This window comes from Nocardia vaccinii NBRC 15922 (assembly GCF_001613305.1).
Classification (GTDB): domain Bacteria; phylum Actinomycetota; class Actinomycetes; order Mycobacteriales; family Mycobacteriaceae; genus Nocardia; species Nocardia vaccinii.
The window spans coordinates 38887-51790 of sequence record NZ_BDCC01000035.1 but is presented as its reverse complement, the minus strand read 5'-3'; the positions used below and the strand labels follow the sequence as shown (position 1 = coordinate 51790).

Below are 12904 nucleotides of genomic sequence, written 5' to 3'. Positions count from 1 at the left end.
CCGCAATTGACTGTCGGCCCTGAGCGATCCGCCGCTGATCAACAAGCGGCGTTGTGGCGTGGACTATTGTCCTCACCCACAGGGGATCCGATTCTCGACGCCTGGCCCGCGAATCTCGCCGCCCTGAAGCCAGGGCAGATTATCGAATCGCGTGATGTGACGGCCACGACAAGACAGCATATGACAGTGCCTATCCAGCGGGCGACGTTGCTGAAGTTCCGCTCTACCTCGGCGACCGGCACACCTTCCTTCGGCACCGCGACATTGATCACCCCGGCGGCCTCGTGGAACGGTCCCGGTCCCCGCCCGGTGGAGGTGAACGCGATGCCGATCAATGCTCTCGGCGCGCACTGCACCCCGGGCTACCAGTTGTCGCACAGCATCCTCGATAGAACCAACACCGATCTCATCTGGTTCCTGCCGGCCCTGTATTCGTCCCTGAACCAGGGGCACGCGGTTCTCCTGCCCGACCACGAAGGGCCGCTGATGGCATATGGCGAGCCGAATGTGGCCGGGCACGTGATGCTCGACTCGATTCGCGCTGTTCGTAATGCGATGCCGGAGCTCGGAAACAGTCGCTACGCCGTAGCAGGCTACTCGGGTGGAGCGATCGCCGCCTACGCCACGGCGATGTTGCAGAAGGAATACGCGCCGGACCTGTCCGAGGTTCTGACCGGGGTGGCCACGGGTGGATTGGCCTCCGACTATCGCGATATCGCGCACCGCTTCAACGGCTGGATCGCATCGGGCATCCTGTTGTCGGTGTCGGCGGCGATCGCACGCGAACATCCCGAGATGCTCCAGTACATGAATCATCTCGCGCAGTGGGTGGTGACATCTCCGACGCGAGATATGTGTGGCGATGCCGATGGACCGCTCGGCGTGGTCGGTATCCCGATGGACGCGGCGACGAACATCGGTAACCCGCTCGACAGCCCGCTGGCCCAAAAGCTGTACCGCGAAATGGATCTGACCGATCGGACCTCCGGTGTTCCGTTGTACATCTATCACGGTGCCTGGGATCCCTGGCTTCCGCTCGAGGACGTGCAGCGTATGTACGACGAACAGTGCAGCCGTGGCGTTCCGGCCGTGTTCCGCATTGTGCCCGGTGAACATCTGACCAGTTATGTCACCAGCTATTCCGGAGTCAACGACTGGATCAACGCGCGGCTCCGTGGTGAACCAGCGCCGAACGAATGCCCCAGGTAGCACTGAGTCCCTGTGAGAATGCCGTACCGCGGCGATGTGGGGCCCGGTGTTGATCCGCCTCGACGGGATGAGTGGGACGGCTATGACGGTTTTCAGGCGCGACGACGTTCGCGACCACAAGCGTTACCTCTGGTTCTTGAGCGCACTGGCACCCGCAGGCGCCCTGCTGCCCTCGCAATTGGTGCGCCTCACCGGGCTCGAACTGTTCTGGTGGATCGGCCCGATCGCCGTGCTCGGGGTGATTCCGCTCCTGGACATCGCGATGGGAATCGACAGCAGAAACCCGCGCGACGAGGACTACGAGGCGCTGACCAACGATCGTTATTACCGTTGGTGCGTCTATGCTTTCCTGCCGATCCAGTTCATCGGGCTGGTCATCGCGGGATTCATGTGGTCCAGTCCGGAACTGAAACTCGTCGACAAGCTGGGCTTGGCCGCAACCATGGGGTTCGTTTCCGGTGTCGGTATCAATGCGGGACACGAACTCGGCCATAGAATCGAAAAACTCGAGCGCTGGCTGGCCAAAATCGCGCTGGCGCAATCCTTGTACGGGCACTTCTACGTCGAGCACAACCGCGGTCACCATGTCCGCGCCGCCACACCCGAAGATCCGGCCAGCGCCCGATTCGGTGAGTCACTCTGGAAGTTTCTTCCCCGGAGTATCCTCGGCGGCTTCCGCTCGGCGGTCGGCCTGGAACGTAAACGCCTGGCCCAGCAAGGAAAAAGGTGGCTCAGCCGAGATAACCATCTGCTGCAGGCGTGGGCCGTGAGTGCCGTGCTGTTCGGTGCGTTGATTCTCGTCTACGGGCCCGTGATCATCCCCTTTCTGATATTGCAGGCGATGGTCGGCATCACATTGCTCGAGACGGTGAACTACATCGAGCACTACGGTTTGCTGCGCGAGCGCCGCGCCGACGGCCGTTACACGCGGTGTTCACCGCGCGACAGTTGGAACAGCGATCGCCTGGTGACCAATGTCTTTCTGTTCCACCTGCAACGACACAGCGACCATCACGCGAATCCGGGCCGTCGTTATCAGACGCTGCGCAGCTCCGAAGAGGCGCCGCAACTGCCGTACGGCTACGCGACCATGGTCCTGCTGGCCTTCATCACACCGTTGTGGCGCATGGTGATGGATCGCCGGGTGCTCGCGCACTACGGCGGCGACCCGACGCTCGTGAACAAGGGGCCATAGGCCGGCCGTCGGCTGGGTATCCTGACCGCCGCCCGATTCCGGTCGGCCGAAAGAATATGAACGATATGAATAGCTGAACATTGGCTGGACTCTGTGCTTTGCGTCACATCGGAGTAAGCTGACGAGCGGGTCTTCCATTCGTACCCAGGCGACTTGTCCGCTTCGAGCGACGTCGCAGCGCCCGATTCGGACGGCATGTCAGGCGGCAGACGGACCGGCGAACAGAGCCGTTCAATGGTTATCCACGGTGCATGGCCGGTCATTGCCTGAGCAAATGATTGCAAGGCTCACGGTGAGGACGTCGGCTCCGGAGCATGGTAATCATCGCCGCCGCCAACACCCCACCGGGTGAAAAGTCGAGATGGCGGCTGTCAGCAGACCGTCATGGCCCGGATCGAAGTCTCTCGAAGGTCGGAAAAATGTTCACAGCGAAGAGCAAGATAATGGCAGTGACCATGCTGGCGGTGCCCCTGGGGGTGCTCGTAGCTCCAGCGGCGGCAGCCGGCACGATGCCGGCCACGGTGCCCTCGCCCGTGGCGGCGACATCGCACCAGGCAACCCCGATCGGTGGTGGTGGGTCCCTCCACATCTGCTTCCCCCTGGGCAGTTTCGTGTGGTGCATCTGAAATAGAAGGTTGACAGCCGATGCCCGGCGACCGGCGGGCACCGGATCCAGGGTCCGCGGGTGCAGTTCCTTCGGCAGTTCGGTACTGGCGTAGCCCGATCGAGAGGGCCTGGACTTGAGCGATCTTTCTCGCCGTGAGCTGCTCAGGACGTCGGCGGCCGCCGGCGTCGGAGCAGTCGTTGTTTCGGGCCTCACAGCCGCGGACACTGCGGATTTCGCAGACGCGAGCGCCCCGGGAAATACGACCGCGGGCCACCCGAGTGAGAGCCAGGGATGCCCGCCCGCGACGCTGACCGGTCACATCGTCCGCCCCGGTGACGGATCGTACCCGGACGCGCGACTCGGCTGGGACCAGCTCTTTTCGCACTATCCGCTGGTCATCGTCTTCGCGCAGGAAACCGAGGACGTGGTGAACGCCCTCACGTGGGCGCGGCAGCACGACGTCGCGCTGCGGGTGCGCAGCGGCCGCCACGCCCTCGAGGGCTGGTCGAACGTCGACAACGGCATCGTGATCGATGTCAGCCGGCTGAAGTCGGTCCAGATCGACCCCGGCGCTCGCATCGCAACGGTCGGTGCTGGGCTGAACCAGCTGGAAGCCGTGACGACGCTCGCCGCGCACAACCTTGCGATCACAACCGGAAGCGAGGGCAGCGTAAGCGTGTGCGGTGCGACGCTCGGCGGTGGCCTCGGGCCGCTCAACCGTTGGCTCGGCATGGCCTGCGACAGCCTGATCGCGGCCGAGGTCGTCGTCGCGTCGGGTTCCGACCGCGCCGAGGTGATCAACGTGGACTCGCGGCGCCACTCCGACCTGCTCTGGGCGCTTCGCGGCGCGGGCAACGGCAACTTCGGGATCGTCACACAACTCACCTACAAGGTGTATCCGCTCACGCGGCTCGCCAATGTGCAGGCGACATGGAATGGACTCGGGCACCTGCCCGAGGTCTTCGAGGCATGGCAGCGTACGGTTCCGTCCGCCGACAGCCGTCTCGGATCCGAGCTCGAGATCCACAAGTCCCAGATCCTGCTGTCCGCGTGGCTCGCGGAGGGGGTGGCCGCGCAGATCGGACAGATGCTGGCTCCGATCCTGTCGGTCGGCACGCCCGACGTCACGGTGCGGGTCGGCAACTGGGGCGATATCTTCGCGGGCGCCCAGCTTCCGCTCGCGCAGGAGCCCGCGAACTGGAAATTCTTCTCGCAGTTCGTCGAAGAGCAGTTCCCGAGGGAGGCGATCGATATCATCGGCTCCTTCATGCGAAACGCTCCCACAGAGGAGAGCAACTACTTCGTCGATGCCTTCGGCGGGGCGCTGGAGCGGGAGCCGCGCGGCGGCACCGCGTTCGTGCATCGCGACGCGCTTTTCTACGGCGAGATCGGCGCGGCCTGGGGGACCCGGTCAACCCAACCAGGCGTCAGCCACCCGCTGACCGCGCAGGCCCAGGCCTGGATCGCTGAGTTCAGCCAGGCGCTGCGGCCCTACGTGGACGGCGCCTATGTCAACGTGCCGAACGTCGGAACGCAGGGGTGGGAGACCGCCTATTGGGGCAGGCAGCACTTCGAGCGACTGCGCAGGATCAAGGCGAAGTACGACCCCTGCAACGTCTTCCGGTACGAGCAGAGTATCCCGCCCGCGTCACCCTGATCGACAGTCGGTCATGACTGCCCGCGCGGCTCCGCGAACAGGTCCGTGCCTTCGCCGATATCCCAGCCCGCACCGTCGCCGCCGCAGCCTCTTCGGTACATGTCCGGTCGCATCCCGTTAACACTCAGCTAAGGACCCTACCTCGATAATCCGTCTTTTCCAGGTGATATGGCTACTCTGGAGAGATGCGAGGAGTCGGAACCCGCGGTGGTTCCCGCACTCGGACGCGGGCAGCATCGGCGGTAGCCACAGCGAACCTCATGTCCTGGACGACGGGCGCTTTCTTTTTTGTCGGCGGACTGCTCGCTGCGGCGGTGACCGCACTGACGGGCGACGGGCCGGGCAGTCGCGCCGTCGTGTTCGGGGTCGCGCTGGTCGCGATTCTCACCGGCATCCTGGTGTATTTGATGGGCGAACGGATGCCGGTGCGCGCGCACCCGATTCTGGTCTCGCTCGGGACCGTGTTGATCACCATCGCCATTCATTGGCTCCCCGGCATCACCGCCGCGGTCACGCTGTCGTCGTTGTACGTCTTCGTCGCCTGCGACGCCGCGTTCTTCTTCAGCACGCAGATCACCGGACTGGAGATCGCGTTCGCCGCGGTGTGCTGCATGGTGGCGTTGGGCACTCGCGAACAACTGCAATGGTGGATCGGGGTGATCCCGGCCGGGGTGACCGTGATGGTCGGGGTGGTGGTCGCGATTCTGGCCCGGGTGGCCGCGGAAGCCGACATCGATGTGCTCACCGGCCTGCTCAACCGGCGCGGCTTCGACCGGTTGCTGAACGCCGAGATCGCCAAGGCCGGTCGGCTCGGCCAACGCCCCGCGCTGGTGTTGGCCGACCTGGACTGCTTCGAGACGGTCAAGGGCCACCTCGATCAGCCGACGTGCGATGCGGTGTTGCAGCAGGTCGCCGACACCTGGGGCAATCTGTTGGAACCGGAACAGACGTTGGCCCGGCTCGGTGGCGATCTGTTCGCGGTGCTGCTCCCGGACACAACCGAACGGACCGCGGTCGGGCTGACCGACCGGATGCGCGCGGTGACAACCACCGGCTGCTGTGCGGGCGTCACGTCATGGCAACCGGGTGAACCGGCGTCGATGCTGGTCAGCCGGGCCGATGTAGGCCGGTATCGGGCCAAGCAGGCAGGTCACAACCTGACCAGGCTGGAATCCGGGCAGCGCATCGCCCTGGCCAGGGAACTGCGCCGGGCGATCGCGGAAGACGACCTGGAAGTCCGGTACCAGCCGATCGTCAGCCTGGACTCGGGGGGCAAGGTGGTCGGCGTGGAGGCGCTGCTGCGCTGGTCCTCCGCCATCGAGCCCGGCCTCAGCCCGAACGGGGTGATCCGCGCCGCGGAGGAGTACAACCTGATCGCCGACCTGGACCGGGTGGTGTTGCGCCGGGCCTGTGTGGACGCGGCCCGGCTGCAGCGAGCCGTCGCCGATCTCGACCTCACGCTGAACGTCAACGTCAGCGGTCTCGAGCTGGCCGACAACGATTACGCCAATCGGGTGCTGAGCCTTCTGCGCAGCACCGGCTGGCACCCCGGCCAGCTCGTGCTCGAGGTTACCGAGACCCAGTTGGAGGCCGAGTCACAGAATGCGATCGACAACCTGAACGCTTTGCGGGACACCGGCGTATGCATCGCCATCGACGACTTCGGCGCTGGTTACTCGTCGTTGAGCAGGCTGGCGGCCATTCCATCGGACATCCTCAAGGTCGACCGGTCCTTCGTCGCGGCGATCACCGCGGACTCACCCGCGCCGCCGCTGCTCGGGGTGATCAAGGCGCTGAGCAAGGCGCTCGACATGGAGGTCATCGCCGAAGGGGTGGAGAACGCGCACCAAGCGGCAGTGCTCAGCGATCTCGGCTTCTCGCTGGTGCAGGGCTACTACTTCAGCGGCCCCCAGACCGCGCAGGCGATTCTCGACATACTCCTCGAGCAGCGCGACGTGGCCGCGCAGGACAAGCGTTGATCGTCCACGTCTGGATCGGCCACCCGACGGCACAGCTCCGAGACTTACCCGCGCTTCGGCACAGCCTGGCGCCAACGGCCTCGGCGTCATTGTGCGCTTTTCACGCGCGGGTAGCGTCGTATGCGGCGAGGAGACGGTCCGCGGTGTCCTCGACGGTGGGCATCGCGGCGATCTCGGCGGCCACCGCCTGCGCCGAGCGCGTCAGGCTCGCGTCCGTGATCAGTGTATTGAGATGTGCCGCAGTGATTTTGGATGCGGGGACGGATAGGCCCGCACCGCGGGACTCGACCGACTCCGCGTTCCAGCGGCGGTCCCCCGGGGCGGGTGTGGCAAGTTGCGGGATTCCCGCGCACAGAGCGGCCAGCACCGAGCCGGCGCCGCCGTGATCCACCATCGCGGTGCAGGTGGGCAGGACATGGTGCAACGCGATCCATCCGACCGTGTGGACGTTGCGAGGTAGGCGTCGTGATGAGCGCGCGATTGCGCGGTTCGGGCGGACGATGACGATGTCCGCGTCCACCTGCGGGGCCGCGCGAAGCACCGAGCGCAGCATGGCGTCGGGCCCGTCGCCGAGCATGGTGCTGCGAGTCACGACGATGCGTGGTCGCACCGGCGGGTCGCGAAATATCGGCGGGACCGGCGCGCCCGATGGCGCGTACGGGGTGTATTGCAGGGGCCAACCGGGCACCGACGCGATACTCGGCGGCGCGACCGACAGGGTCGCCGCAGCGGCGGGCTCGTCACGACCGCACAGCAGCCGTAGCAGCTCGCGGCGGATCAGCGTGCCGTTGTCGAGGGCGATGTTGTGCAACACGGCCGGGACACCGATCCGGGCCGCCGCGATCGCCGCTGCCGCGGCGAAGGGTTCGTGGACGACGAGATCTGGCTGAAACCGTTCGGCGGTCCTGGTGAGCGGGGCGATCATCGGTTTGTTGGTCACCGCGAAGACATGGGCGCCGCCGCGGGGGTCGGCCCTGCCGGCCACCGATCGGGCGGCCAGGACGGGATGCGGGCCCAGCCCCCGCACCACCGCCCGCACATTCCCGATGCTGGGCGCGATGTCGACGGCATCGATGTCGCCCGTGACCGCGGCGACTGCTGCTCCGCCGCTGGCCACCAGCACCTCGTGCCCGCGATCGCGGAGGCATCGTGCCAGCGGCAGCATCGGGAACAGATGCCCGATCAACGGTGTCGCGGCGAACAGGACCCTCATAACGCTATTCGATCCACAACACCACTCACTATTCGTCCAGCCGGTCCGGCAGTGGCAATACCCGCGCTCGGCGCGATCACACGGGCGCAAGCCACGTCGAGCGAGAGTCGGGCCGGACCTCGCCGCCGCCGGGCTCCCACTCTGACGGTCGCATGGCTGAACCAGTTGCTGCCCAACGATACCGGCCCGCCTCGGGACGGGGAGGGCCGGGAATCGCTCCACGGCATCGCACACTCGATCGGTCGGCAGGGGCGGGTTCTATCGCGAGTGCTGACGCGGCGCTGATCCTGGATGTCAGTGTGTTCAGTGAATTCGACGGGTTCCGGAAAAATATCACTCGATGTCTCGGTCGTTGATATCGGCAGAATGTGGATCTGCACCATGATCCGCGCGTCAGCTTTCTCGACGCGGTGCGGGAAATCGTATTGTTTCGGCTGCGCAGGGCCGGGTATGGCGTAGTCAATGCCCCTGGATGTCGGCGCTTCAATCGAAAGGGATATGTGGTGAGTGCTATCGATAAGGCGAAGAACAAGGTCGACGAATTGGCCGGTAAGGCGAAAGAGAAATTGGGCGAGGCCACCGGCGATCGTGGCACGCGGAATGAAGGCAAAGTCGATCAGGTGAAATCGAACCTCGAGGCTGCCGGTGAAAAGGTGAAGGACGCGTTCGATAACTGAGCCGCTGTCGAAAACGGTCGGCCACCCCGCGCGGGGTGGCCGACCGTTTTCGACAGCGTCAACACAGCGAACAGCGGCTGTCGATCCGTCCGGCGGGGCCGATCGCTGTGACATCGGGAGAGGTGCGGACCTCGGTGGCTTCGGGGCCGCGCTTGGTGTCGACGGCGGTGAACGCCACCGATTGCCCCCCGACGAGGGTCTTGTAGCCGGGAGCATCGATGACCTGGAAATCGACGAACACCGGATCTCCACCATCGGAGGAATTGAGGAAGCCGAAGCCCTTCTCGGCGTCGAACCAGGAGACGAGCCCCTGCCGCCAGGTGGTCGACAGGGTATGCGGGTCGGGCCAGTGCGCCGGCTTCTGCTCGGTCGATGCCAACGCACCCGACGCGCTGTGGCAAACCCCGGAGACACCCGTGGCGGGCATACTCATCATCTCCCTCATCAAACGAAACCATGCCTTACGGGAAGACCCATTTATCCGGGTTTCAAACCGGAGCGGAGTTCATCGCTATCGCGTGGTTGTTTCACTTGACGCATAAATGCGATGGCAACCGGCGAAGAAGTAGGGAAATGCCCCCGAGTCGGCTTCAGCTGATTCCTGCCGTCGGATGGGAGGAATCGATCTTGCGGAAGAGACAGTCTCGGCCAGCGGCCAGGAGTCGCCCAGCCCGGGGAAAGTCCTCAATCGGGTTGCGAGGATGTCCAGGGCCGGAGACAGGGAGATGACCGGGACGTTGCGCGCGTCGAGAATGTCTGCGGTCCAGGTGATGAAGCCCCGGAACAGGTCGTCGTCGTCGACGTAGAGAGCCGTGGCCAGAAATTCGACGATGTGTGCGATGTCCTCGACCGTTCGTTCGCGCTGCGCTTCGTCGTAGGCTCGCATCGGCGGGAACCGGTCTTCCAGTTCCAGCACAGTGGTTTCGACCAGCTGTGCTGCCGTGCGGGTGACCATGGTGTACTCCTGATCAGCCAGATGCGGGAGGTCGTCCACTGGTTTGCCCTGCGGATAGCGGCGAGCGCGCTGCAGCCCTCGGCCGAGGAGTTCGGCGGCGGCTGTCGCGTCCGGCGCCCACGCGTCGGCGCCCAGCAGTCGCGCGTAGCGACCGTCCGGGCCGAAGGCGGCGCCGCCTGCCAGAACGGGGACGCCGGTCGCCTGACACGCGGTAATCGCGGCGTGCGCGGTCGGAAGCCGGGTGGAGAGCGAGGAAGACAGTGCCACCGCGTCGGAGTTGTGCTGATGCAGATGCGCGACGAGGTGCTGAGTGGGCATTTGGGCGCCGAGAAAATCGACGCGCCAGCCTCGCAGGCGCAGCACTTCGGCCAACAATCGCGCGGGCAGCGCATGCCATTCGCCGTCCACGCAGGCCACGGTCACCCGGCCGGCGGTCATGGTGGGCTTCGCGGCGGGGTGCCGCGCCAGTGCGGCTATCACGCGATCGTTGATCGCGGTGGCAGCGTGCTCTCGGGCCACGGTGATCCGGTTGGCCGCCCATTCCGTGCCGACCCGGCGCTGGACGGGCGCGATCACCTCCAGTAGCACCACTTCCGGACTCAGACCCGTCTCCACCGCGCCGAGAACGATCGCGGTGGCGTCATGCTCGTCACGGTCGGTGACAGCGCGCCAGAGTTCTTCGCTGAGGCGATGCGGGTCCGCCGCGGTCCTGATCCTGTCTTCGGTCATACGATGCGCCCTCCTGCGCCGGGCTGGTCGATAGCGGTCGGATGGCGCGGAGCCGTGATGGCAACGACGGCGATGTCGTCGTGCTGATGTGCACCGACCCACTGCGAGGTGAGCATCTGAATGTGTTCGACGACCGCTTCGGCCGGCATACCCGCGCAGTCGCTCAACGCGGCACGGAGCCGCTGTTCGCCGAACATCCGGTCCCCGAGCGGGCCGCCGCGGGCCTCGGTGACCCCGTCGGTGTAGAGCAGGCAGGTTTCGCCGGGTGCCAGCGAAGTCTGGAAGGTGCTCGCGGTGACGCGGGGGAGGGCGCCGACCAGTTGGCCGCGGGTGTCGGCCGTCTGCACCGTGCCGTCGGCGCGCACGATCATCGGCGGAAGATGCCCTCCGGAGGTCAGTCGCAGCGTCACCCGGTCCTCGCGACGGGCCACCGATGCCAGCAGCACGGTGGCGTACCGGTCGTGATGCGACGACAGCAGCGCGCTGTTGAGCAGGTTCAATATCCGCAGGTGGTCGCCTGCCAGCGGCACCAGCGCGTGCAGCGTATTGCGGATCTTGCCGGTCAGCACCGCTGCCTCCAGCCCCTTGCCGCATACGTCGCCGAGCACGACCAGGGTCTCCGCGTCCGGTGTGGCGCCCGGATGGATGTCGTAGAAGTCGCCGCCGATGACTTCGTGGTCGGCCGATGCCCGGTAGCCCCCGGCCAATTCCACACCGTGCACCCGCTGCAGCCGCGGCGGCAGCAGTTCGCGCATCAATATGCCGGTAATACTCGCTTGTTCGGCGTAGAGCCTGGCTGCGGACAGTGCGCCGCCGGCGCGAGCGGCGAACAGTTGGGCGAAGACCTCGTCGCGTTCACTGAAGACCTGCTGACCGGTTCGCCGCAGCAGTACCAGGGCTCCGGCCGGCACCCCGTGCCCGGGCAACGGCGTGATCACGACCGAGCCCACCGGACCGGAGAAGTCGGCGGGAATGAGCCACTGCGGCACCGTTGCCGGATCGATCCAGCGTGAGGGCACGGGTGGAAAGCCGCGTAGGGCTTCGCTGACCCCTGCCACGTCCTCGGGGTCTTCCTCGACGAGCTGATGACGGACCAGGCTCGAGGTTTCGCACGAGGTCATCGGCAGGCGATAGCCGACGGCGGGCGCTACGACCACCGCTGCGTCCGCGAGGTGACGTGCGGCCATGCGCACCGTCGATTCCATACAGCGTTCGACGTTCAACGAGGCGAGCAGGATGTCGGATGCCTCGGCGAGGAACGCGGTCCGCTCCTGCTCGTCGGCCAGTGCCGTGCGGGTCCGGTGCAGCAGTCGCGTCAGGCCCTCGATGGTGTCCTGGTCACGACTCGGGTCCGCGACGTCGAGCGAATCGTCCACGCAGTGCTCTCCTCCGAAGATTGTGGGGCGGTCGTGCCGGAAGGGCCGGCACGGCACGTTCTCGGTCACGGGGCGGGCAGGGGAACGACGAATTCGACCGTCGTACCGGAAGCTCCGGGTAGGACGCGTGTGTCGGGAATCAGGGCACGCATCAGGGGCAGGCCGCGTCCGCGGTCGATCCGCGGGTCTCGGCGGGGAATGCGCCAGGTACCGGCATCGGAGACGGTGATGCGCAACGACTCACCCCCGGTCGCGTGCAGGTGGATGATCGCACCATCGCAGCGATGCCCGTGTTCGATCGAATTCGAGCAAGCCTCGTTCACCGCCAGCAGGACATCGTCGAGTTGCCGGGAGTCCGGCACGATCTGAGCCAGCCACGACCGGAGTAGGCCGCGAACGCGACCGAGTTCCGCTGTGTGCGCCCGGAATTCGATATGGAGTGGGGCCGCGGTGCAGCCGGAACCTGCCATCGACTCCGTCCGTTTCCCTGCGGTCCGTCCGCTACTCGTCGTCACGGCGTCCACCGATCACCGGCGATGGCCCGGCGAGCGCATCGTCGACGGTCCCGAACATCCGGATCACCTCGGTCAGTCCGGTCAGCTCGATCAGCCGCCGCACCACCTCGGACCCCACCACGCGCAGTTCTCGGTCGCGCACCACGCGCAGGAGAACGTTCAACCCCGACGAATCGAAGAAACCCACCCGCGACAGGTCGACGACGAGCCGGCGCGGCCGGGTGGCGAGCGCGTGGTCGATGGCTTCCTCCAGGCGAGGTGCAGTGTGCATATCGACCTCGCCGATCGTGGCCACGATGGCGGTCGCGCCGACCGAGACCACGTCGATCGTGAAACCGCGCCGTTGATCTTCGTAGCGCACTGATGACCTTTCTGCCAGTTCCGAAATCCCGCGCGCCGGTAATACCCAGCGAATACGGATCGCCGGGTCGATGGGGAAGAGTTGTCCTTCGACATCGACGGCCACCGGCAAAAAAGCACGGCTTCGGGCCCGGAGTGACCGAGCGGCTCGGAGAGGCTGTGTTGCTCAACCTACTGCGGAGTATCCGAGTTCAACCCGGCCGAGGAGGCCGTCACCATCTGGCGTCGGCCGGCCATCGCCAACCCGCCGCGCGAATCCCACCCCCGAACGGAGCCCGTCATGGCTGTCGCGGCCGCGGCGCGGGAGATTCACCTCCGGTAGAACAGTGGCCCCGCGATCGCAACTGCCGCGTCTACGGTGTCCTCGGGCGTCACAGCTCCCGGAGACCGGACGGGCTCGGTTCTCCGTGCACAGGCCGTCGAGCCGGTCGG

Annotated in this window: 10 protein-coding genes and 1 pseudogene; 5 read left to right on the top strand and 6 right to left on the bottom strand. The window is 66.0% G+C overall.

Features of this window, described 5'->3' with window-relative positions; genetic code table 11:
- Positions 1-180: 180 nt before the first annotated feature.
- The 4 genes from NV1_RS23180 to NV1_RS23160 all read left to right on the top strand — a co-directional run bounded on the left by NV1_RS23180 (position 181) and on the right by NV1_RS23160 (position 6647).
- Positions 181-1209, top strand: a complete 1029-nt coding sequence (locus tag NV1_RS23180) for a lipase family protein (protein ID WP_245713876.1) — start codon at positions 181-183, stop codon at positions 1207-1209.
- Positions 1210-1291: 82 nt separating this feature from the next.
- Positions 1292-2404, top strand: coding sequence for an alkane 1-monooxygenase (locus NV1_RS23175; RefSeq protein ID WP_174557470.1), 1113 nt, complete (start codon positions 1292-1294; stop codon positions 2402-2404).
- A 914-nt stretch (positions 2405-3318) separates the two neighbouring features.
- Positions 3319-4668, top strand: a complete 1350-nt coding sequence (locus NV1_RS23165) for an FAD-binding oxidoreductase (protein WP_218027200.1) — start codon at positions 3319-3321, stop codon at positions 4666-4668.
- Positions 4669-4928: 260 nt separating this feature from the next.
- The gene (locus NV1_RS23160) at positions 4929-6647 is read left to right on the top strand and encodes a putative bifunctional diguanylate cyclase/phosphodiesterase (protein ID WP_084525674.1); all 1719 of its coding nucleotides are present in this window, start codon (positions 4929-4931) and stop codon (positions 6645-6647) included.
- Positions 6648-6747: 100 nt separating this feature from the next.
- Here NV1_RS23160 and NV1_RS23155 read toward each other — a convergent pair whose 3' ends face one another.
- The gene (locus tag NV1_RS23155; protein ID WP_067895006.1) at positions 6748-7860 is read right to left on the bottom strand and encodes a glycosyltransferase; all 1113 of its coding nucleotides are present in this window, start codon (positions 7858-7860) and stop codon (positions 6748-6750) included.
- 503 nt (positions 7861-8363) lie between these two features.
- Between NV1_RS23155 and NV1_RS23150 the strand changes: the two genes are divergently transcribed.
- On the top strand, positions 8364-8537 hold the full coding sequence (locus tag NV1_RS23150) for a CsbD family protein (protein WP_067895411.1): 174 nt from the start codon (positions 8364-8366) through the stop codon (positions 8535-8537).
- Between the two features lie 58 nt (positions 8538-8595).
- Here NV1_RS23150 and NV1_RS46895 read toward each other — a convergent pair whose 3' ends face one another.
- The 5 genes and pseudogenes from NV1_RS46895 to NV1_RS23125 all read right to left on the bottom strand — a co-directional run bounded on the left by NV1_RS46895 (position 8596) and on the right by NV1_RS23125 (position 12578).
- Entirely contained in the window at positions 8596-8964 is a 369-nt protein-coding gene (locus NV1_RS46895) for a cold-shock protein (protein WP_084525707.1), read from the bottom strand.
- A gap of 163 nt (positions 8965-9127) precedes the next feature.
- Positions 9128-10221: pseudogene (locus NV1_RS23140) on the bottom strand (cobalamin B12-binding domain-containing protein).
- Complete coding sequence (locus NV1_RS23135; protein WP_373864645.1) at positions 10218-11597, bottom strand: PP2C family protein-serine/threonine phosphatase; 1380 nt, start codon at positions 11595-11597, stop codon at positions 10218-10220. Before NV1_RS23135 ends, NV1_RS23140 begins: the two are co-directional and overlap by 4 nt.
- A gap of 65 nt (positions 11598-11662) precedes the next feature.
- Positions 11663-12067 (bottom strand): ATP-binding protein, encoded by a 405-nt coding sequence (locus tag NV1_RS23130; RefSeq protein ID WP_067895003.1) that lies wholly within the window; start codon positions 12065-12067, stop codon positions 11663-11665.
- Positions 12068-12098: 31 nt separating this feature from the next.
- Complete coding sequence (locus tag NV1_RS23125; protein ID WP_245713874.1) at positions 12099-12578, bottom strand: STAS domain-containing protein; 480 nt, start codon at positions 12576-12578, stop codon at positions 12099-12101.
- Positions 12579-12904: the final 326 nt, after the last annotated feature.

Coding starts and splice junctions, on each gene's coding strand:
- NV1_RS23175 (WP_174557470.1), top strand. CDS start 1,292: ATGACGGTTTTCAGGCGCGACGACGTTCGCGACCACAAGCGTTACCTC.
- NV1_RS46895 (WP_084525707.1), bottom strand. CDS start 8,964: ATGCCCGCCACGGGTGTCTCCGGGGTTTGCCACAGCGCGTCGGGTGCG.
- NV1_RS23155 (WP_067895006.1), bottom strand. CDS start 7,860: ATGAGGGTCCTGTTCGCCGCGACACCGTTGATCGGGCATCTGTTCCCG.
- NV1_RS23130 (WP_067895003.1), bottom strand. CDS start 12,067: ATGGCAGGTTCCGGCTGCACCGCGGCCCCACTCCATATCGAATTCCGG.
- NV1_RS23180 (WP_245713876.1), top strand. CDS start 181: ATGACAGTGCCTATCCAGCGGGCGACGTTGCTGAAGTTCCGCTCTACC.
- NV1_RS23160 (WP_084525674.1), top strand. CDS start 4,929: ATGTCCTGGACGACGGGCGCTTTCTTTTTTGTCGGCGGACTGCTCGCT.